The sequence below is a fragment of the Dokdonia pacifica genome (assembly GCF_900188275.1).
Classification (GTDB): Bacteria; Bacteroidota; Bacteroidia; order Flavobacteriales; family Flavobacteriaceae; genus Dokdonia; species Dokdonia pacifica.
In genome coordinates this window covers 674,354-696,785 of record NZ_FZNY01000001.1, presented here as the reverse complement: position 1 = coordinate 696,785, position 22,432 = coordinate 674,354, and the positions used below count along the sequence as shown (strand labels likewise).

General features: G+C 35.7%; 14 protein-coding genes. 12 read left to right on the top strand and 2 right to left on the bottom strand.

Going from position 1 to position 22,432, the window contains the following annotated elements:
* Positions 1-5: 5 nt before the first annotated feature.
* Genes CHB80_RS03110 through CHB80_RS03100 form a run of 3 tightly spaced genes read left to right on the top strand, consistent with a single transcriptional unit; the run spans position 6 to position 6,109 of the window.
* Entirely contained in the window at positions 6-2,237 is a 2,232-nt protein-coding gene (locus tag CHB80_RS03110) for an AAA family ATPase (protein WP_089369960.1), read from the top strand.
* Entirely contained in the window at positions 2,234-3,136 is a 903-nt protein-coding gene (locus tag CHB80_RS03105; RefSeq protein WP_089369959.1) for an HNH endonuclease family protein, read from the top strand. The genes CHB80_RS03110 and CHB80_RS03105 overlap by 4 nt, the downstream gene beginning before the upstream one ends.
* 3 nt (positions 3,137-3,139) lie before the next feature.
* The gene (locus tag CHB80_RS03100) at positions 3,140-6,109 is read left to right on the top strand and encodes a type I restriction endonuclease subunit R (protein ID WP_089369958.1); all 2,970 of its coding nucleotides are present in this window, start codon (positions 3,140-3,142) and stop codon (positions 6,107-6,109) included.
* Here CHB80_RS03100 and CHB80_RS03095 read toward each other — a convergent pair.
* Positions 6,106-6,468 carry a DUF2188 domain-containing protein gene (locus tag CHB80_RS03095; protein WP_308489389.1) on the bottom strand — a complete coding sequence of 121 codons (363 nt, stop codon included), beginning with the start codon at positions 6,466-6,468 and terminating at the stop codon, positions 6,106-6,108. The genes CHB80_RS03100 and CHB80_RS03095 overlap by 4 nt on opposite strands.
* Between CHB80_RS03095 and trxA the strand changes: the two genes are divergently transcribed.
* The 5 genes from trxA (at position 6,451) to CHB80_RS03070 (ending at position 11,417) form a co-directional block, all read left to right on the top strand.
* Complete coding sequence (gene trxA / locus CHB80_RS03090) at positions 6,451-6,744, top strand: thioredoxin (RefSeq protein WP_089369957.1); 294 nt, start codon at positions 6,451-6,453, stop codon at positions 6,742-6,744. The two genes, CHB80_RS03095 and trxA, sit on opposite strands and share 18 nt — an antisense overlap.
* 523 nt (positions 6,745-7,267) lie before the next feature.
* On the top strand, positions 7,268-7,879 hold the full coding sequence (locus CHB80_RS03085) for a thiamine phosphate synthase (RefSeq protein WP_089369956.1): 612 nt from the start codon (positions 7,268-7,270) through the stop codon (positions 7,877-7,879).
* 71 nt (positions 7,880-7,950) lie between these two features.
* On the top strand, positions 7,951-8,130 hold the full coding sequence (locus CHB80_RS03080) for a hypothetical protein (RefSeq protein WP_089369955.1): 180 nt from the start codon (positions 7,951-7,953) through the stop codon (positions 8,128-8,130).
* A 292-nt stretch (positions 8,131-8,422) separates the two neighbouring features.
* Complete coding sequence (locus CHB80_RS03075) at positions 8,423-9,919, top strand: peptidase associated/transthyretin-like domain-containing protein (RefSeq protein ID WP_089369954.1); 1,497 nt, start codon at positions 8,423-8,425, stop codon at positions 9,917-9,919.
* Positions 9,920-10,310: 391 nt separating this feature from the next.
* A complete protein-coding gene (locus tag CHB80_RS03070; RefSeq protein WP_089369953.1) occupies positions 10,311-11,417 on the top strand; it encodes a S1C family serine protease in 1,107 nt (368 codons plus the stop codon).
* Positions 11,418-11,432: 15 nt separating this feature from the next.
* On the opposite strand, the gene CHB80_RS03065 is transcribed toward CHB80_RS03070, so the two are convergent.
* Positions 11,433-12,761 carry an alkaline phosphatase D family protein gene (locus CHB80_RS03065; RefSeq protein ID WP_089369952.1) on the bottom strand — a complete coding sequence of 443 codons (1,329 nt, stop codon included), beginning with the start codon at positions 12,759-12,761 and terminating at the stop codon, positions 11,433-11,435.
* 156 nt (positions 12,762-12,917) lie between these two features.
* Here CHB80_RS03065 and CHB80_RS03060 point away from each other — a divergent pair, with 156 nt between their 5' ends.
* The 4 genes from CHB80_RS03060 (at position 12,918) to pbpC (ending at position 22,423) form a co-directional block, all read left to right on the top strand.
* A complete protein-coding gene (locus tag CHB80_RS03060) occupies positions 12,918-13,655 on the top strand; it encodes a T9SS type A sorting domain-containing protein (protein WP_089369951.1) in 738 nt (245 codons plus the stop codon).
* Between the two features lie 62 nt (positions 13,656-13,717).
* The gene (locus tag CHB80_RS03055) at positions 13,718-14,059 is read left to right on the top strand and encodes an antibiotic biosynthesis monooxygenase family protein (RefSeq protein WP_089369950.1); all 342 of its coding nucleotides are present in this window, start codon (positions 13,718-13,720) and stop codon (positions 14,057-14,059) included.
* A 313-nt stretch (positions 14,060-14,372) separates the two neighbouring features.
* Complete coding sequence (locus tag CHB80_RS03050; RefSeq protein ID WP_089369949.1) at positions 14,373-19,979, top strand: alpha-2-macroglobulin family protein; 5,607 nt, start codon at positions 14,373-14,375, stop codon at positions 19,977-19,979.
* A gap of 110 nt (positions 19,980-20,089) precedes the next feature.
* Complete coding sequence (gene pbpC, locus CHB80_RS03045; protein ID WP_089369948.1) at positions 20,090-22,423, top strand: penicillin-binding protein 1C; 2,334 nt, start codon at positions 20,090-20,092, stop codon at positions 22,421-22,423.
* The last annotated feature ends 9 nt before the right edge of the window (positions 22,424-22,432 follow it).

The window sequence follows — 22,432 nt, the reverse complement described above, 5'->3', positions numbered from 1 at the left end:
GAAGTATGAATTTTTTTGTTGTTAGTGCAGGTAAACCAGGATCAGATTATATTGAAAGTAATTTCAAGGATATTATCGATTCTAGTGAATTTGCGCTACATCCCAACACAACTCAGAAAGGAACTTATTTTTCAATTGAAAAAGGAGATGTGCTAATATTAAAATATAAGCAACATTTTGTTGCTTATGGAGTTGTTATTGAACAATACGAAAACCCTAAGAAAAAGTTTTCATTGAGAACAATAGTTGATGAATGGGTTTATTATGATATGGATAACCCAAGAGAAGGCGTAACAAGATACGGTATCCAAAATGCAACAATTGGAGGTGGCAGATATGGAACCGTGAAAACCGTTAGACCCAATTTTGGTTTAGATAAAATTAGACTCATCAATGATGCACATCCATCTTTTGATTTAATTTATTATCGACTTGAAGAGATCAGTTCTAATCTTGAAAAAGATGGTGATTATTTTGATTTACATGAGGAGTTATTCAATTTTTTGTTAGATAAATCTGATGAAGATCCAGAATTTACGTTTGTAATTAGAGACTCAAATAACAGAAGTAACTTAGATAAAGGTTATTGGTTTTATGGAGAAGAAACTGTAGCTATTTCTTTTTGGACAGGGATGGATCATATCCATAAAAGACCTGTTATATCATTTTTGATAAATCCTAATAGACATTGTAGATTAATCATTCAAACAGATATTTATAAAAGCTTAAAAAACTTTTTAAATATTAATAATGTCCTTCAACAGAAATTAGACGTAGAACAACAAGAAAGCTTATTTATAAAGAAATATGACAATTTTCAATTTACAGATTACATCAATTGTTTAGGTGCGTTTTTAAAGACTGATTATCACTCTATCAATAATTTGTTGGAAGAATTTCAAAGGACAACCATTACACAAAAAGATCGCTTAAGTGGAGATATGATTATTAAATTTCCTGAAGAGGAGTTCAATAATCGACTCAATAATCTATTCAGATATCGACAAAATAATAATAACCTACCAGAATTAACTCTATATTCGATAGAAGATGAAGGGAAAGCTGATTATCTGCAAGAAATTTCAATCAAGAATTTCGGTCTTATTAAAGAAGAAAACATAAATGTTGGAAATGCCAAATGGGTGTTTATTACAGGGGAAAACGGCTCAGGGAAAACGATGTTATTACGTACTATTGGAACCGCTTTAGGGAATCGTACACTGAGTCCTAAAGAAATAAGGAGTAAAATCTTTGAGGTAAATGCAACTTTAATTACACAAGGAAGAGAAATATCGTTTAATAGATATCAAAATGAAAATGTACGAGCAAAAAGAGCCGTCGTTTCCAGAGGATTAGCCATGTACGGGCCCTATCGTTTGGAACAGACATCAAATCTTATAAATGAAGAGACCTTTAGAAAATCACTGAGTAAAGTAGGATCATTCGCATCTCTTTTTGAAAATGGAGCAAAATTGTTGAGTTTTGATAAACAATTGGAATTGTGGACGAAGAACGCTAATAAGAAGACAAGAAATCACAAGATAGTAGAATCCAGAATACGGCGTATCATGTCACTTCTTCCTGAGATTATTCCAGACTTGCGTAAGGTACAATACGAACAAAAAAGTCGCAATAAGTTTGATGTTAAATACCTTATTCGATCTGAAGGTTCAGATGAGTTAATGACCTTAAGATGGGATGAATTGTCTTCGGGAAATAAAAATATATTAAATCTAGTTTCAGATATCATAATCCGTTTATTTCACCAACAACCTAAAGAAATTGACCCCTCAGAGTTAAGAGGTATTGTTTTAATAGACGAAATAGATTTACACCTTCATCCAAAAGCGCAAAAAGACCTCATCGTGACACTCTCGGAAACATTTCCATTACTACAATTTATAGTGACCACACATAGTCCGATTCCATTATTAGGTGCTCCTAAAAATTCAGCTGTTTTTGTAGTAAAACGAGATTGGGAAAGAGGCGTTTATACGCAAAGAGTTGATGATAAGATATATCTCGAAGAGTTATTGCCAAATACTATTTTAACGTCACCCATTTTTGGCATGGATGATATTACTAATGATAACAGGGAAAAAGGAGCTTTAATTAGAACAGAAAACACTTTTGCCGAAGTTGAGTTTGTAGACAAATTAGAAAATAAAATAAAAGAATTTATAACAGACGAAAAAGAAAAAGCTTTAATAGAAAGATTTGAAAATAAAAGAAAATGAGATTTGTAATTAAACCTGAAAACCATAAAACAGCTACTTTATCTAGTCAAGCAACTGCTGATGCTATATTAGAGATTGCAACTAATATGTCTAAGGATAATATTACAGATAAGATTTATAGAGAATCTTATGGAGATCCAGATGAAAAAAGGTCTAGGGTTGAGGATCAATTAGCATTAAGTTATCACAATAAATGTGCTTATTGTGAACGTCTCGCAAAGGCAGATATAGAACACTATAGGCCTAAAAAGAAAGTGGCAGAAGATAATGCCCATAATGGTTATTATTGGTTGTGCTATGAATGGACTAATCTACTTCCTTCATGTGTGAAATGTAATCGAGAGGGAGCTAAACATAGTAAATTCCCAATTATTGGGAATAGGGTTTATACTCCAAGTTTTTTAGCTAATAATCAATTAGACGAAGATCATCAGAAGGCGCAAAACAATCCATTAATGAATGAAATTCCTTATTTATTACATCCTGAGGTGGATAATCCAGATTTATTTTTTGGCTTTTTTATTGATCCATCTGGAAATGGAATTAGAATAAAAGGTGTTGATACTCAAAATAGAGGTGACGGAACAATAGAAGTTTGTTTGTTAAATCGCCAAGAATTAAGATTGGAAAGAGTTGAAAATGTAATCAATCCTTTTAAACAATCTGTTGAAAGTGCTTTTGTAATGTTAGGTGATGGGATATATAATGATGATCAATTTGTGCAACAAATCATTTTCCAGATCAACCAATTAATTATTAATGCTAGTAATGAAAAGAGTACGCATACTTTATTAAGAAAGTTTATTGTAAAGTCGCATCAAAACTTTTCAGCTATTGTATTGCCATATTTAGCAAGCAGTATTAGAAATATAGTATTAGCGGCATTTAAATCTATTTAACAGATGAGTTTCAACGAACTAAACAGTGTAGAAAACTACATCATTAAGCAACTCACAGGTATTAATTTAAATACCCAAGAAATCGCGGAAGATAATGACCCTTACACTACAAGTTCGTGGCACTATAAATCCCCACAAGAGTTACAACGCTCCGTTAATGAAGTTTTAATAGAAAGTGATCTAAAGGTTGCTTTAATTCGATTAAATCCTGAAATCACAGCAAATCCAGATCTGGCTGATGAAGTGATTTATAAACTACGTGCCATCTTAATTTCTGTGCATCAAGTAGGTTTAGTACGTGCCAACGAAGAATTTTTTAAATGGTTACAAGGTGATAAAACCATGCCTTTCGGCGAAAATAATCGTCATGTACCTGTACGATTAATAGATTTTGAAGAGCTAAAGAATAATGATTTTATAGCCACGACACAGTTTCGTATTCATCATCGTGAAACCAAAATTCCCGATGTGGTATTATTTATCAATGGGATTCCTGTCATTATTGGAGAGGCAAAAACACCTATACGTTCTGCCATAAGTTGGTTAGATGGTGCACATGAGGTTCATGATATCTATGAGAATGCTGTTTCACAATTATTTGTACCAAATATTTTATCTTTTGCTACAGAAGGAAAAGAACTCTATTATGGGGCGATTAGAACGCCTTTAGATTATTGGGCACCTTGGCGATTAGAAAATGATGAAGATGCTATTGCAAAACGTTTAGGACTTGGGGAAGTAGGGAAAGAATTATCTGATCTGTTACATCCAAAACGGGTATTAGATATTCTACAAAATTTTTCATTATTCACGACCAATAAAAAGAAGCAACGTATCAAGATAATCCCCAGATTTCAACAATACGAAGGAGCAAATAAAATTGTAGATCGTGTAAAAGAGGGAAAGATAAAAAAAGGACTTCTTTGGCATTTTCAAGGCTCTGGCAAATCCTTATTAATGGTATTTGCTGCTCAAAAATTGAGACGCGAGAAAGAGTTGAAAAGCCCAACCGTTATAGTACTCGTTGATAGAACGGATCTAGATACCCAAATCACAGGCACGTTTAATGCAGCAGATATTTCTAATGTAGAGACAACAGATAATATCAAACAGCTTCAAACATTATTAGAAAATGATACACGGAAGATTATCATTTCTATGATTTTTAAGTTTAGAGATGCCAAACCTAATATGAATACGCGCGAGAACATTATTGTTCTGGTAGATGAAGCGCATAGAACACAAGAAGGTGATTTAGGGCGTCAAATGCGTGCTGCATTACCTAATGCCTTCCTGTTTGGTTTAACAGGAACTCCTGTGAATAAAGCAGATAAAAATACGTTTTGGGCTTTTGGAGCAGAAGAAGATGAAGGAGGATATATGTCACGGTACACCTTCCATGATTCTATTAGAGATAATGCAACCCTGCCTTTGCATTTTGAACCTCGATTGGTCGATGTGCATGTAGACAAAGAAACCCTGGATAAAGCCTTTGCAGAATTTAAAGAAAGTACCGCTTTAACCGATGAAGAAGCAGATGCTTTAAATAAGAAATCAGCAAAAATGGCTGCTTTTTTAAAATCGCCAGAACGTGTGGCTAAAATTGCGAAAGACATTGCTACTCACTTTAAAGAGAAAGTGGCACCACATGGTTTTAAAGCAATGATTGTGACCCCAGATAGGTATGCATGTGTACAATATAAAGAAGAGTTGGATAAGTATTTCCCTGTAGAAGCGAGTCGCGTGGTGATTTCAACATCTTCAAACGATCCTCTAGAATTCAAACAAAAATGGGGAATTGATAAGAGTCAGCAAGAAAAAATAGTAGATGAGTTTAATGATGCATTATCTGATTTGCAGTTTATCATTGTAACGGCAAAACTCTTAACAGGTTTTGATGCGCCTATTTTACAAACCATGTATCTAGATAAATCTATCAAAGATCATACACTACTTCAAGCAATCTGTAGAACTAATAGATTATATCCTGAAAAATCTTTTGGTCGTGTTGTAGATTATTTTGGAGTCTTTGATGATGCCGCAAAAGCACTGCAATTTGACGAAGAAAGTATACAGACCGTAATCTCTAATCTTTCAGAATTAAGAGATAAACTGCCTCAAGCAATGAGAGATACATTATCTCATTTTGAAAGCGTTGATAGAACAATACAAGGTTTTGAAGGTTTGGAAGCTGCTCAAAATGCAATAGGAAATAATGATAAAAAAGATGCCTTTGCAAAGGATTATAAATTCTTATCTAAACTTTGGGAATCTTTATCTCCAGACACTATTTTAAACATATATCAAGAAGATTATAAATGGTTGTCTCAGGTGTTTGAGTCCGTTAAACCTGCAGCTGATAATATTGGGAAATTACTTTGGTTCTCTTTAGGAGCAGAAACGACAAAGTTGATTCATGAAAACGTACATGTAGGAGAAGTTCATCACTTAGACGAATTTATATTAGATGCTGATGTAATTGAGGATATATTCAATAACCCAGACCCTAAAAACGCCAAAAAATTAGAGAAACTTTTAATAAAGCGTTTCAAGAAGAACGCGGGTAATCCTAAGTTTAAATCTTTAAGTGAACGTCTTGAAGAACTTCGAGATCAAGCGGAACAAGGATTAATTACCTCAATAGAGTTTGTAAAAGAGCTTTGTAAGTTGGCAAAAGAAACTGTTGAAGCAGAAAAAGAATTAGAAGAACTATTAATAGAAAAGACACCAAAAGCAGCATTAACAGAGTTATTTTTAGAACTAAAAACAGATAAGACACCAGCAGTTGTAGAGCGTATTGTTGAAGATATTGATGCTATAGTTAGAGTTGTTCGTTTTCCAGGATGGCAAAAAACAAGTTCAGGAGAGAGAGAAGTACAAAAGTCATTGCGTAAAGCGTTACTAAAATATAAATTACATAAGGATCAAACTTTGTTTGAGAGGGCTTATGCTTATATAAAGGAATATTATTAATCCCCATACCTAATCCGCTCTCGAATCCCGCCACTGGCTCGATGAATAATCACATCAGCTTTCTTTCTTTTAGCGATGATTTTAGCTTTGTTAATCGCTGTACTCTGTTTGCGGTGTTTGGAGGTAATCCGCTTATTCCCTTCACGGCGTACAGCCCAGCCATTCTCATACGGAACTACATGTTGGTGCCAAGTTCTCGCTCGTGAGGTACCACTTAAACTTTCAGAGATGGCTTTGGCGAGATCTAAGATGAGTTGTTTCCAGGACTTGTCTTTAGGCATAGTAATGAAATTATCGATGTTGAATATACTATTTTTATACCCTAATTTTACATCAAAAAAATGAAATCCTCTTTTCAAACTATTATATCCAGTTCTCCCACCGTTTTAGTTGATTTTTATGCAACATGGTGTGGTCCTTGTAAAACCTTAGGGCCTATTCTAGAACAAGTCAAAGAAGAACTAGGCGATGCCGTTAAAATTGTCAAAATAGACGTAGATAAAAATCAACCCTTAGCCACCAAATATCAAGTACGCGGTGTCCCGACTATGATTTTATACAAGAATGGAAAACAAGTCTGGAGACAGTCAGGTGTGGTGCCAAAAGAACAGTTAATAGAAGTGATTCAACAGTGAGTTAATCTTCAAAAGAATAAAGTTAATCAGTTTAGTTTTCTTTTTCTTCAGTGTAGTAAAAAGTTTTCGTTAAGAATTTTTGAAGCCTTGGAAAAAATTTAGAAAACAGTTTGCGGTTTTCGCTTTAAGCGAAAAACACCTAAGAGAAAGTGCCTTTTCTTTTGGTTCGTTTTCTTTGGGCAAGCAAAGAAAATGAACATAATGATTTTTTATTATATCCTATTCTTTTTTCATTGCCAAAAAAAGAATCAAAAAAGGCTAGGCTGACGAAACCTTATCTAAATATATTGCTCCATTCCTGAATTTTGGAATCTCGCTACGCTCAAACAGTATGAAATTCTACGAAATACTCGCTTCACATTTTACGATAACTTTTCGAAGGCTGAAATAAAGAATTTTAAGTGTTATATGATCAATCCAATTCCTCATAGATAAATTAAAACGTATTTTTACGTTATGATGATATTCCCAATGGAGTTTATGCTGAGCATAGTCGAAGTGTGGGAATGAAAACAAACCCACTATGATCCTCCTTATATCTCCAGAACAAACTGATGATATCGAAATTAAAACCCTTCATCAACTCTTTGAAGCTGGTTTAGAACACTTTCATTTTAGAAAACCAAACGCTACGCTAGACGAACATCGTGCCTATTTAGAGCAGATAGATCCAACGTATTATCCATATATCATGACGCATAATTTTCCAGTGGAGTTGACGCAAGAATATGCGATTAAAGGAATTCATTTGGAAGAACGTAAGTGGCGTGAGCAAGGAGCCGCATTAGAAACCTATGTAAAGTCCTTTACCGATAAAGGTTTTGCCGTAAGTAGCTCCTATCACGAACCTGAAGACCTCGCAGCACAACCGGTAACTTTTGCTTACCATCTACTCAGTCCTGTATTTGCAGCCATTTCTAAAAGCGATATGCAAGGCAGAGGGTTTGATGTGCGAGACATTCCTAAATTCATTGCAGGAATGGGTGGTATTAATGCACAAACCACCCCAGAAGCAGTCAAACTAGGCTTTCAAGGCGTAGGTGCCTTAGGCGGTGTGTGGAATGCTAAAGACCCCATACAAGCATTTAAAGAAATGCAGTCCGCTTTCGCGAAAGCGTATAATAAAAAAATATAAGGTAGCTGAGTGATTTTCGTACAAGCAGAAATTGTATAGAAATCCCGATTTTATTCTTATTATATTTAACTATGGCAAAAGCAGGAAGTCCTAAAAACACAAAAAATAAAGCCAAGCACTCTAAGCTTATGGCTCAAAAGAAAAAGAAAGAACGTGAAAAAAAAGAAGCACATAAAGCACGTTTAAAAGCACTCAATGAAAAAATAAAATTACAAAATAATATATCTCCTCTCCCTGAGGGAGAGGATTAAGGTGAGGGTGTTGATTGCGATAATCTCTCGCTTCCCCTCATCCTAACCTTCTCCCCGAGGGAGAAGGAATTTTAACATCTAATAATCAATTGTTATACGCTTTCGCGAAAGCGTATAACAAAAACGCATCAAAGGAGGCTGAGTGATCTCGATGAAATCAAGATTGTATCGAAGCCCCGAATTCTAAAACTTACAAGTAACACAATCCCCTTAAAATCGTCATGAAAAAAAGATAGCAGGCAACCATTTGCAAAAATGATGCGTCTATATAAAAAACAATCATTCATTCATCATGACAACAATTATCAAATACATCATCACCTTACTTGCAGGATTACTGATCTCAGGAATGACTGCACAAACAGTATCGGCAACACTTATAGATAGTAAAACACAAGCGCCTGTTCCTTTTGCTACCATTGAGCTTTCAGAAAATCAAGGCGTTATTTCTAACGAGGATGGTATTTTTACCATTACCGAAGCGCAATTAAAAAAAGTAAAAGACTCTGTATATATTTCTTCTATGGGATATGAGCGTAAAGGAATTTTACTTGCATCCCTTACCGATAGTATTATTCAGTTAGCACCAAAATCGTTCGAATTAAAAGGCGTATTTCTTTCTAGTAATCCTCTTTCTGCAAAAGAGGTAATTGAAAAAGTAAAAGAGAATCTGGATAAAAACTATTACGTACAAGACCTATCTAAAAAGAAAATTTTCTTTAGACAATCGGATTTTAATACGATGAAAAAAGTGGATTTTGGGTTTAAAAAATCTACCATTGAAGAGTTAAATAAAGAACTTATCGATAGTATTGCAACCTTAGTGCCTCGTGAATCTTCATATTATCGCGAAGTTGTAGGAGATTTTTATGGTAATTACCGTAAACATAAGTTCCATATTGATAAAGCAGCCGAGCTGTATGATAAGTCTAAAGACGTTTCGGTAGATGGTCTTAGTGAGCGTCTAGAAACTATTTTTAAAGAAAACGTAAAACCAGACTCATACCTTAAAATCAAGTCAGGACTTTTTGGAACCAAAGTACAATTAGACTCTATCACTGCAGCCAATGAAGATGCTAATAAAGTAAAAGTAGAGGTAGAAAATGCAAGTGAGAAAAACTACTTCCAACAACAAATGAAAGATCGTATTTCAGAACTGTACACGCAATTATTCTTTAACGAAGACTCTAAGATTGACATTCTAGAAAAATCAAATCGCTATGAATTTGAAATTAGAGATTACACATTTATAGATCAAGAGCCTGTGTACATTATTGATTTTTTACCAAAAGGGAAAAAAGATTTTAAAGGTACAGCCTATGTAAATACCAATGATTTTGCTATTGTACGATTAGAATTTGCCAATGTACGTCCGTTGTTTAAGTTCGGATTATTAGGGATTAGATATGGAGAAGATGTGTATAGAGGAAAGATGTTATTTGCAAAAAATAGTAGTGGTAGTTATAGTCCGCGTTATTTAGAATTGGAAAACGGCAATTATTTTGGCGTAGACCGTCCTTTAAAAGTGATCGAAAAAAACAAGCATGTAAAAGGACGTCGTAAGCAAAATGAACTTTCACTTGCCCTAGATGTTCAAGGAACTTCCGTGTCTAAATATGAAATGGTTGTATTTAATTCTGAAGATATTTCTAGTACAGCCTATGAAGCTGCTTCTGAAAATGAAAATATAAAAGCGACCTATTTATCTAAGTATGATCCTAATTTCTGGACAGGTCACAGCATTATGGAACCCAATGCCGCCATTCAAGCATTTGAAGTAGTGGAGTAATTTCCTCTTCTTCGCTTTATCCTTTTAAGAAGAAGGGATTTTTACCCATATAATCTCACCTATTAATATAGTTTGTTTACTCTCCCTCAGGGAGAGGATAAAGGTGAGGGCGAAATAGTACAAATCTCTCTTCCAAATCTTCTTGTTTGGGGTAAATAGAGTAGTTCCCTTAGACAAATCTTCTCCTTAAGGGAGAAGGAACTTTACTATTGCGTTACTCATTTTTACGCTTTCGCGAAAGCGTATACAGCAATAATTTGATATAAGAGAATATATTTCTAAAGGAAAAAACGACAAAAAAATAAGGTTTTAAATTTTTCTTCGACAAATCGGTTGTAAGTGACTATACGGTTGCTGCCAATCATTTTATAAATCAAAAACCTTTTATGTCATGAGAAAGTATATTCTCTTATTGATAAGTCTTTTTAGTGTCTCAACATTCCTAGTCGCGCAAACCGCAGGCACGCATGCGAGCCCTAAAAAAAGGACCACCCCTACGTATTTAAGTAAAGAAGAAACTACCGTTTCTAATATCTATAAAAAAGTATTACCTGCGGTTGTGACCATTTTTACAACCTCAAATAACTACACCGAAAAAGGAGCTATTAAAAGTCAAGGGCAAGGTTCTGGGGTGCTTATTTCTCATGATTGTTATATTCTTACAGCGGCACACGTAGTAGATGGCGCATCTGAAATTTTGGTCAAAACACAAGATGGAAAAATGCGTAAAGCGTCTATCTTATTTAGTGAAAAAACAGCCGATATCGCTTTATTACAATTAAAAGTATTAGATCCTACTTTATCACATGCCAAACTCGGAAACTCAGATAATCTTGTGGTAGGACAAAATGTATATGCTATAGGAAGCCCGTATGGTCTTGAAAATTCATTTTCATCAGGAATTATCTCAGCATTTAGAGGCGACGATCGATTGTATGACGGAACTGTTCGTGTAGAGTTTATCCAAACCGATGCAGCAATCAACTCAGGAAATAGTGGTGGTCCTCTTTTTAATTCACAAGGTGAAGTGGTAGGAATTGCTTCCAGTATACTTACAGTTTCAGGAGGTTTTCAAGGCATAGGAATGGTAGTTTCTATCAATACAGCAAAAGATTTACTCGCTTTTGAAGATCGTCCATGGGTAGGTGTAGAAAGTATTTTCCTGACACAAGAAGAATATGCACGTTTGTTTAATCTTCCTATTCAAAATGGAGGGCTACTCATCCAACGAGTAGCTGCCAATAGTCCAGCAGAAAAAGCAGGATTGCGAGGAGGTTATATTTCAGCAAATGTAGCAGGAAGAGAGATTTTATTTGGAGGCGATATTATCCTTCAAATAGGAAAACAAGTGACATGCCATGTAGGTTGTTTAGAACATTCAAAAAGCACACATGCCGACGATAATAAAATAAACATACGGTATTTAAGAGAAGGAAAAGAGTATACAGCAACGTTAGACATTACAGATACCCGTCGTAATTTCTTAGTGAAGAAATAATAGTACCAATTCAACCTATTTTTTATAACGTAATTCTTGTTGTGCGATGCTGTAATCCCATACCTTTTGTCCTTTCTGATCGTAAATGGTAAGGAGTAATGTACGCTCTCCGTACGCTCCAGAAACATTTACAAGTCCAAAGTTGCGCTCATAATACGTTTTATCCTTTACTTGAAGTGTATTTCCTTCATCACGTGCTTTATGAGTTCCAGATGTAAGTGGTGAGCAGGTAATATCAATAAGCGGATACGCATCGGGACGTTCTAAACGTGAGATCTCGGTATGATGTCTATCACCACTCATAAATACAACGCCTTCTATCTTTTCAGCAGCAATGCGATCTAGTAAACGTTTACGTGCCTCAGGATAGGTAGCATAATTTTCATAAACAGCAGCATCACTGATGGTTTGTCCACCAATACATACAATTTTAAAAGAAGCTTTACTCGCAGTTAAAGCATCAATAAGCCAGTTGAGTTGTACGTCTCCTAAATAATCTTTAGCCGAATCAAGACTTCTGTTTGGAGCACGATGATATCGATCGTCCATCAAGAAGAATTCGACATCATTCCATACAAATTGTCCTGTAATACCTCCTTCTCCAGTAGCATTGGTACTTGGGTTCCCCCAGTACTCATTAAATGCCTTTTCAGCTATTTTTTTATGTACATAACTACGATCAGAATCATTAGGACCATAATCATGATCATCCCAAATAGCATAATGATGTACACTTCCTAACAAAGCTTGTAATTCGGGAGTTGCACGTGCCTGACGATTGCGATGACGAATACCGCGTTCGGTTTGAAAATCGGGAGTGCGTAAATAAATATTATCTCCTAACCAGACCATGAAATCAGGATCTTTTTGAACAATACTCTCAAAAATACCATAAGCATCTCCATAAGGTCTTCCTGGACGATCGTCTTTGGGTTCATTACGATAAAAACAAGACCCAATAGCAAAGGTAAATGGCGGTGGATCGGTACGATATTGCCACAAAGTTTGTGTTTGGAATTCTAAGGGATATAAACGTGGTACTAGCTGATCATTAAGATATAGTTTATAAGTGTATGTGGTTCCATATGCGACATCGCTCGGATATAATTTTGCGATATAATCTCCTTCTTCTGTTGTAGAAACGGTTTTAGTAAATCGTTCTTTTTCGCCTTGAGCGAAATATCCAATTTTTACATCGGCGGGTGCTTTGGTTTGTACCCAGATCAGTGCTTCTCTAAAATCTGAATACCCTACCATAGGCCCTGATTGCAATAAGTCTGCTTGCGCAAAAGTAGCTACAGAAATAAACACACTAACTAAAAAAATGAATATTGTACGTTTCATAATGAGTTGTTTTATGCAAAGTTTTTAAAAAGAAAAGACACCAGTGTTATGCTAGTATTAAAAGTAAGATATGAATATAGCTATTAAAAAAATATCTATCTATCTATTTTCTATTATTTTACAGAATAAATAGTATCTTAAATTTCTAAATAATCAATGATGAAAAAACAGTTGTTTTTTATTACATGCATATCTTTAATGGTATCTCAAAGTGTATTTGCACAATTTCCTGTTCTCTTTGAAGGAGAGTGGAAATTAGAACTTTTAACGATAGACGGAGAAGATTTTGTTCCTCCTATGAATGATGAAGTAGAAATGATAGGTCTTGTTTTTGAAGAAGAAAGTGAAGGAATTCCTCCCGTATTTGATACTTATGTGTGTAATGGCTTTTTTGGATTTTTATCTTTTCAAGAAGAAACAGGAATGCTTCCTTCTTTTTCATTTGATGAATACTCAATGACCTTAATAGAGTGTGATTTGTCTGAGAATAGTGTTTTTGAGAACTTATATTTTAATTTTTATTTAAATGGGATTGAAGATGTATTTGAGTATGATATTATATATCTTGGTAATGCCCCAACATTATCTGTATATAATACGAATGGAGATGCTGCTTTTTATGGGAATCCTTTTTTGTCTTTAAGAGATAATACGTTGCCTTCTTTTTCTATCTATCCAAACCCTGTTCAAAGTCAATTATATATAGAAACTGATAGTCAAGAAGATTATACCATAACTGTATTTGATATACAAGGAAGAATGCTTATAACAACCTCTAAAGAAGCATTAGGTATAAACTCAATAGATGTTCAACATTGGAAATCTGGATTGTATTTTCTTCGTATAGAAGATCAAAAGGGAAAGGTGACAGCAAAACGATTTCTTAAAAACTAAATCTAGCATAACTATATTTATTCACAATATAAAAGAGTAATTTTGGATGATAACTTTCTGGTATGGCATCACAAAACTCACTTTTAACCCCATTACACAAAGAACTCCCTTATTACGCAGTTGTTTTTGCAAGTACACAAACCAGTGTCACTAGAGGCTATAGTCTAGCTGCACAACATCTTGAAGAACTTGCACAAGACATGCCTGGATATTTAGGAATAGACCATGCGCGTAATGAAGTGGGCATTACGATTTCTTATTGGAAAACCCTAGAAGATATTGCGAGATGGAAAGCGCAAACAGATCATCAAGCAGCACAGGCTAAAGGAAAAAGTACTTGGTATGAAGCGTATACTATACGTATTTGTAAAGTAGAGCGTCACTATGATTTTTCTAATCTTTAAATAAGCATATAATTCTCTCCCTTTGGGAGAGATGCCTGAAAGGTAGAGAGGGAGGAAAACTGTTAAATCCGTCACAAATGTTAAAATTCATATACTAGAAATTTTAACAGTTACGTTACCACCATAACCACTCGATTTTCTATACCTATTTTATATGTTGAATTAACCAATCTCAACCTATAAAAAGCATCATTTTAAATTCATATTAATCCATTTAAAATCTGTTATCTTTAGTAACATATTTTGAATACCTGTTTATCTGATTTTATTCTATTTAGAATAAAAGATAGAGAGGCTAACTAACACCATCATTATGCGTAACATCCATGTTTTTCTCACCGCAGTACTAAGCCTTTTTTTAATCACTTGTGACAAAAAAGGTGCCGACCAACCCACTGATAATCTATTTAAATACAAAGAGTATATCTCTTATGCTACGAGTGGTAGGCAATCTATTGCAAACCCCATTACGGTCAAGGTAGGAAAGGCATTAACGCAGTTTGAAGTAGATCAGGAAATCCCATCAGATGTGTTTAAAATTATTCCTAAAACATCTGGAAAAGTGACAGTGTCAGGACAGCGTGTTTTGCGATTTGTTCCCGATGAGCCTCTCAATTCAGATACCGAGTATTCTGTAACCTTACTTTTGGATAAGCTCTATGATGATCTCCCAAAGGAAATACGTGCTTTTACGTTTAATTTTAAAACAATCACGCCCGATTTTAAAGTAGATCTTCGTGCCTTACAATCGTATGATAGAAATTACCAATATCTAGAAGGTCAGATTGAAGGTGCAGATGTGATCGCTTTCGCGAAAGCAAAAGAACTCATAAACGCAACCCAAAAAGGAAAGCCGTTATCCATAACGTGGCTTAGTGATAGCAAGGCCTCTCGGTATCATGTGTTTAAAATAGATAGTATTTTAAGAGAAGAAGAAGATGCAAATATTCAAGTGTCATGGAGTGGAAAAGCGATTGGTGCCGATGAAACAGAAGGTGATAATGAAGTACTCATTCCTGGACGTAATAATTTTAAAATTGTAAATATTAATCAGAAGTTAGGAGCAAATGCTTCAGTAGCACTTAATTTTTCTGACCCACTGCAAGAGAATCAGAATTTTAAAGGATTAGTGACCATACAACGTGCAGGCGACTTGCGTTTTGAAGTAGATGGAAACGTATTACATGTATATCCTGAAAATAAAATTGTAGGCAAATCACTAGTTGAAGTTTTTCAAGGAATTAGAAGCACCGATGGTTATAAATTAAAAACTCCTTTTTCAGAAACCGTTTCTTTTGAGCAATTAAAGCCAGGAATACGTGCCATTACCAATGGAGTGATTCTCCCAAATTCAGGAAGTAATCCCTTCTATTTTGAGTCGGTTAATTTGAGCCATGTAGATGTGCGTATTATTAAAATATTTGAAAATAATGTGTTAGAATATTTACAAGAAAATAACTTGAATAGCAATAATTCATATGGATTGAAACAAGTGGGGAGACGTGTTGCTAAACAAACGATCAATTTACAAGAAAATAGTTTTCAGTCTGGTGATATCGGTGATAGTCAATGGCGTGTACACGGGATAGATCTATCCAAAATGTTTCAGGCAGATCCAGGTGCTTTATATCGTGTAGAGATAAGCTATAAGCAAGACTATGTTGCGTATGAATGTGTAGATGATGAGAATACGGAAGTAGAAGAAGATACCTATCGTGGGTACTATGAAGATGATTATTATGATGGAAACTACACAGAAGCAGAGAGCGCCGATGAAGATGAGCGTGAAGAACAATATTGGGATAATAGAATTTACCGTTGGCGTAATCAAGTGTATAACTGGCGACAAGAAGACAACCCTTGTCACCCAGCATATTATCAGGATGATAGATTTATAAGTAATACTATTTTAGGATCAGACCTTGGGCTTATTGTCAAAAAAGGAAAAGATAATCACTATCATTTTGCAGCAACAGATATTGTATCTACAACTCCAGAAGCCAATGCAAAAATCACCTTATATAATTATCAAAAACAAGCTATAGGAACGGTTACAACAGATGCTTCAGGCCTTGCGACGGTAGCTCCAGATGGATATGCTGTCTATGCAGTAGCTCAAAAAGGAGCAAATTATGCATACCTAAAAATAGAGGATGGAAACGCACTTTCTATGAGTAAGTTTGATATCTCTGGAAAACAATTACAGAAGGGATTAAAAGGATTTATTTATGCAGAACGAGGCGTACATCGTCCGGGTGATAGTATTCACCTTTCGTTTGTACTTAATGATGCTAACAATCCATTACCAAAAGATCATCCTGTAAAATTAGAAGTAACCGATGCGAGAGGTAAATTAACCTATCGTAAAGTATTAAGTACCAATACTGCTTCACAAGAAGGAAAAGGAAGTGCTGTAAATAATATGTATTACTTCCCTGTAGCTACAACACCTACGGCTCCTACTGGAAATTGGAATGCAACTATTAGTGTAGGCGGTGCAAGTTTTTCTAAATCCTTAAAAGTAGAAACGATAAAACCCAATCGTTTAAAAGTCAATTTAGAGTTTAAAAATGATATTATTCGCGCAAGTGATCATATAGAAGGTACTGCAAAAGTAGCATGGTTGCATGGAGCACCTGCACGTAATCTTGTTATTAAAACAGATGCGACCATACTAAGCTCAAGTACTGGATTTAAAGCTTTTCCTAACTATAACTTCTTTGATCCTATTCGTAGTTTTGATCAAGTAGATGTAGCTGTGTTAGATGAACAATTAAATGAAGAAGGAGTGACGCAAATTAATAAAGAACTCAGTTTGAGTAAACGTGCTCCTGGAATGCTTAAAGCTACTTTTGTAACAAAAGCCTATGAAGGAGGTGGGGATTTTTCATTAGATGTCGTGAGTAAAGACATTGCTCCATTTGATCATTTTGTAGGATTACAATCTCCTAAAAGCCGTGCTTATGGAAGCTACTTTACAGATGACAATACAGAGTTTGATGTTGTTACTACAGATGCACAAGGAAAAGCATCTGGAAGCAGAACGCTAGAAGTAAAAGTGTTTAAAATGAGTTGGCGCTGGTGGTGGAGCAGAGGGAGAGATAACTATTCTCGATATGAAACAGGAACCGTTCATACGCCTGTAAAAGACTTCAAAGTCACGACTGGAGGTAATGGGAAAACAAGTTTTACAGTAAATATTCCTGAAAGAGAAAGTGGTCGTTACCTAATACGTGTGATTGATCCAGAAAGTGGGCATGCAACAGGACGTATCGCATATTTCTATCGTAATTGGAGCGGATTACAAAGTGATTCAGAAAGTGCAAAAATGCTCGTATTCTCTTCTGATAAAGAAAAATATCAAGTAGGTGATGATGCAACTATTACATTCCCTTCAGGTGATAGTTCGAGAGCATTAGTCAGCATAGAAAATGGAACTCAAGTATTGGATAGTTGGTGGGTAGATACACAAAATGGAGACACACAATTCAAGATTCCAGTAACTTCAGAAATGGCTCCTAATGTCTATGTAAATATCTCTTTATTACAAGCGCATGAGCAAGTCAAAAATGATTTACCTATCCGTTTGTATGGGGTTATTCCATTATTAGTAGAAGATCAAAACACCATACTCAATCCTAAAATTACCATGCCAGATGTACTCAAACCAGAGACATCCTATACCGTAACAGTAAGTGAGGCAAATGCAAAAGCAATGACCTATACTCTTGCTGTTGTAGATGAAGGATTGCTAGATTTAACACGATACAAGACACCCGCTATTCATAAGCATTTTTATAGTAGAGAGGCATTAGGTGTAAAAACGTTCGATATGTTTGACGATGTAATTGGTGCTTATTCAGGAAGTGTAGATAATATCTATGCCATTGGAGGAGGTGATGCTGCTGCGGCTGCCAAAAACAGAAAAGCAGAGCGATTTAAACCAGTGGTTACGTATATAGGTCCTTTCGCTTTAAGCGAAAACAAATCCAACACACATACCCTTCAAATGCCTAATTATGTAGGCTCGGTGCGTGTTATGGTAGTTGCTGGAAATCCTAAAACATCAGCATACGGTGCTTCAGAAAAAACGGTTCCTGTACGTAAACCATTAATGGTGCTAGGTTCGCTTCCGCGAAAACTATCTCCAGGAGAACACGTCACCTTACCAGTTACTGTGTTTGCTATGGAGCCTAAAGTAAAACAAGCAAAAATCACTGTAAAAACATCAGAAGCCTTTAAGGCGACGGAAGGCACAACTAAGACCATTAATTTTGCTTCCGTAGGAGAACAAATTGTTCCTTTTGAGTTTGATGTGACTGCGGTCAATGCGATTCAAACCATAGAGATTATTGCTGAAGGAAGTGGGGAACGTGCAACCTATCAAGTCGAAATAGATGTAGAAAATCCCAATCCAATCACTCAAAAAATGAGCGATTACGAATTGCCAGCTTCAGGAAATCTAACCATCGATTATGCAACATTTGGAGTTGCGGGATCAAATGAATCTGCTATAGAGTTTTCTACCTTACCTCCTATGGATTTTACAAAGCGTATGCAATACTTAATACGCTATCCTCATGGATGTGTAGAGCAAACTACATCAGGAGCTTTCCCACAGTTGTTTATGGATGATATTTTTGATTTAACCTATGAGCAAAAACGAGAAGCGCAAGAAAATATTAAAAAAGGAATAGAGCGTTTAGGGCGTTTTCAAAATGCAGATGGTGGTTTAGGGTATTGGCAAGGAGAAACCAATGCAGATACTTGGGGGACCAATTATGCAGGGCATTTTATGATTGAAGCTCAGAAAAAAGGATATGCATTACCACTTACATTTATGAGTAATTGGTTGCGTTTTCAGAAAAAAGCTGCTCGTGAGTGGCGATCTGGTCAAACAAGATATAATGCTACATTAACACAAGCCTATCGTTTATACACATTGGCACTTGCTGGGCAACCAGATTTGGCTGCAATGAACCGCTTACGCGAAAACAGAAACCTAAGTAATGATGCCAAATGGCGTCTTGCAGGTGCTTATGCATTAGCAGGACAGAAAAAAGCAGCCGAGGATTTGGCGGCGATTTCAAATATTGATTTTAAACCTAATAGAGGTAATTATCATACGTATGGTTCTGTATTCCGTAATCGTGCGATGGCTTTAGAAACGATGGTTGTTATGGGAGATGCAAAACAAAAAGATCTTGCTGTATCTATAGCTAAAAACCTATCGTCAGATCGTTGGTTAAGTACACAAGAAACGAGTTATGCATTACTAGCAATGGCAAAAATGGTCATTAAAAACGGTGGGAAATCCATTAAGTTAAATTATACAAAAGATGGAAAAGCAATGACCATTGAGACACAACAAGCTATTGCATTACGAGATTTAAATACGAAGGAAGGAAACAATACGATAACCCTTCAAAACACAAAAGATAATGTGGTATTTGTACGTCTTGTCCAAAGTGGAAAACTGCCTTTAGGGGAAGAACTTGCTAGTAGCAGTAAACTTAAAGTAACGACTGCCTTTGTTGGAACTAATGGAGAACGCATTGATATTTCTAAGCTTAGACAAGGGGAAGAATTTGTAGCTAAAATTAGTGTGAGCAATGATAGTCGTGATGCTGTAGATAATGTAGCGCTTACACAAATTTTCCCAAGTGGTTGGGAGATTGTAAATACACGTTTTACAGATGCAAATGGAGGAACTGAAGGGTCGGCTAGATATACAGATATACGTGATGATCGTGTTAATTTCTATTTTGATATCAATAAAGCAAGTACAAAAACATTTACAGTGCGATTAAATGCATCGTATTTGGGCAGATATTATTTACCAGGTACACAAGTAGAAGCTATGTATGACAACACCTATTATGCTCGTAATAAAGGTGCTTGGGTGGTGATTCAGAAATAAAATAGTCTCTCTTACTTTTAGGCAATTGCTACCCTTTCTTTTAAGAAGGGGTAGTATAAAAACAATTAAAACCTTACGTGAAGATCACAAAACAACATATCATAAATACAATGAAAAAGCATAAAATCAAGCTTTCGGTTTTTTTGCTGGTATTTGTGTATTGGTTGTTTTGTTTACCAGCCACATTGTTTAAAGAAGCTACATCTACTGTGGTTGAAAGTCATAAGGGAGAATTATTGGGAGCTCGCATTGCTGATGATGGGCAGTGGCGTTTCCCAGCATTAGATAGTGTGCCTTATCGTTTTGAGCAGTGCGTATTGCATTTTGAAGATGAATATTTCTATAAACACCCTGGGTTTAATCCCGTGGCAATGGGGAAAGCATTGTATGGTAACATCATGACCGATAAGCGACGTGGAGGTAGTACGATTACACAACAAGTGATTCGGCTTTCTAGAAAAAACACAAAACGTACCTATGCAGAAAAACTGATAGAACTCGTAAAAGCGACACGTTTAGAAACGCGACATTCTAAAAAAGAGATTCTTAATTTGTATGCGACATATGCTCCTTTTGGCGGAAATGTAGTTGGATTGGAAACAGCTTCTTGGCGTTATTATGGGTTGCCTGCAAATCAATTAAGTTGGGGACAAAGTGCAGCATTAGCTGTCTTACCTAATCATCCTGCAATGGTGCGACCGGGCAAGAATGAGAGTACGCTTTCGCGAAAGCGGAATCAGCTTTTAAAAAAGTTATGGGAAAATGGAATTATTGACGAACCTACGTATGCGCTTTCTATTCTGGAAGATTTGCCAGGAAAACCATATCCATTACCTCAAATAGCACTACATCTTACAGAGCGTATACGTAAAGAGCATAAAGGAAAACGTATTAAAACTACAATTCAAAGCGATGTACAATTACAGTTGAATCGTGTGGCGAAGGAGCATCATTTACAATTACAACAAAACGAAATTTATAACCTTGCTATTGTTGTGATGGATGTTAATACAAAAGAAGTAATTGGGTATGTAGGGAATGCACCTACAACAGGAAAGCATCATAAAGATGTAGACATTGTAGAGCGTCCTAGAAGTACGGGTAGTGTATTAAAACCTTTATTGTACACTGGAATGCTAGATGCAGGAACGATTTTACCTGAAACTTTGGTGATTGATATTCCCACCTATATTAATGGATATCAGCCGCAGAATTTTGATAAGGAGTTTCAAGGAGTGGTGCCAGCAAGTAATGCTTTGGCAAGATCTCTTAATGTACCAGCAGTACGTATGTTACAGAAATATGGGCTAGATAAATTTTATGGCGATATCCAAGAGATGGGGATCAAGCACATTGATAAATCGGCAAATTACTATGGACTATCTCTTATTTTAGGAGGGGCGGAAAGTAGTTTGTGGGAAGTCACAAAAACGTATGCAGGTCTTGCGCATACATTAAATACATATACGAAATCTTCAAGTGAGTATACCAACGATGCTTTTCAAGGATACTCTTATGCGTTACAGGATATTAGTACATCTTCAGAGCTTGTTTCGGATGCTCCTATATATGATGCGGGAGCGATTTATAATACCTTAGAAACCTTACGAGAAGTTAATAGACCTAGGGGAGAAGAAAACTGGCAGTTTTATGAAGATGCGCAACCTATTGCTTGGAAGACAGGAACGAGTTATGGTTTTAAAGATGCATGGGCTGTAGGTGTTACACCTCAATACGCGATTGGAGTTTGGGTAGGAAATGCTGATGGGGAAGGAAGACCAGGTATAACGGGAATTCAAGCTGCTGCTCCTTTGTTTTTTGATGTATTGCGTGAATTGCCTAATGAAGGGAGTTGGTTTGCTAAACCTTATGATGCGCTTACAGAGGTGAATGTTTGTTCAAAAACGGGCGCGGCTGCTAGTATTTATTGTGTAGATACAAAAAAGATGTTAGTTCCAGAAGCGGGAATACATAGTGAAGCATGTTCTTATCACAAACAAGTTTATGTAACAACTTCTGGAGATTATCGTGTGAATTCAGATTGCTATGAGTTAGATCAAATGAAATCTGAGGTGCGATTTGTAGTCTCTCCAGCAATAGCTTATTATTATGCAAATAAGCATCCTGATTATAAAGAACTGCCTCCATTACATCCTGACTGTGATATTTTAGGAGAGCAACCTATGTCTTTTATTTATCCTAAGAATAATGAAGATATTCTTTTACCTAAAGATTTTGACGGTAAACGTAATGATTTAGTTCTTAGACTGGCGCATCGCAATCCAGACACAAAAGTATTTTGGTATCTTAATGATACATTTATAGGAGATACAGAAACCTTTCATGAACTTGCTGTTTTGCCTAAAGAAGGAGATTATACAATTACAGTAGTAGATGCAGATGGTAACCAATTACAACAGCAAGTAAAAGTATCAAAATCTTAAATTTGTAAA

Bases quoted from the DNA above. Each gene is read 5' to 3' on its own strand.
- CHB80_RS03110 (WP_089369960.1), top strand. From the start codon at position 6: ATGAATTTTTTTGTTGTTAGTGCAGGTAAACCAGGATCAGATTATATT.
- CHB80_RS03105 (WP_089369959.1), top strand. From the start codon at position 2,234: ATGAGATTTGTAATTAAACCTGAAAACCATAAAACAGCTACTTTATCT.
- CHB80_RS03100 (WP_089369958.1), top strand. From the start codon at position 3,140: ATGAGTTTCAACGAACTAAACAGTGTAGAAAACTACATCATTAAGCAA.
- trxA (WP_089369957.1), top strand. From the start codon at position 6,451: ATGAAATCCTCTTTTCAAACTATTATATCCAGTTCTCCCACCGTTTTA.
- CHB80_RS03085 (WP_089369956.1), top strand. From the start codon at position 7,268: ATGATCCTCCTTATATCTCCAGAACAAACTGATGATATCGAAATTAAA.
- CHB80_RS03080 (WP_089369955.1), top strand. From the start codon at position 7,951: ATGGCAAAAGCAGGAAGTCCTAAAAACACAAAAAATAAAGCCAAGCAC.
- CHB80_RS03075 (WP_089369954.1), top strand. From the start codon at position 8,423: ATGACAACAATTATCAAATACATCATCACCTTACTTGCAGGATTACTG.
- CHB80_RS03070 (WP_089369953.1), top strand. From the start codon at position 10,311: ATGAGAAAGTATATTCTCTTATTGATAAGTCTTTTTAGTGTCTCAACA.
- CHB80_RS03065 (WP_089369952.1), bottom strand. From the start codon at position 12,761: ATGAAACGTACAATATTCATTTTTTTAGTTAGTGTGTTTATTTCTGTA.
- CHB80_RS03060 (WP_089369951.1), top strand. From the start codon at position 12,918: ATGATGAAAAAACAGTTGTTTTTTATTACATGCATATCTTTAATGGTA.
- CHB80_RS03055 (WP_089369950.1), top strand. From the start codon at position 13,718: ATGGCATCACAAAACTCACTTTTAACCCCATTACACAAAGAACTCCCT.
- CHB80_RS03050 (WP_089369949.1), top strand. From the start codon at position 14,373: ATGCGTAACATCCATGTTTTTCTCACCGCAGTACTAAGCCTTTTTTTA.
- pbpC (WP_089369948.1), top strand. From the start codon at position 20,090: ATGAAAAAGCATAAAATCAAGCTTTCGGTTTTTTTGCTGGTATTTGTG.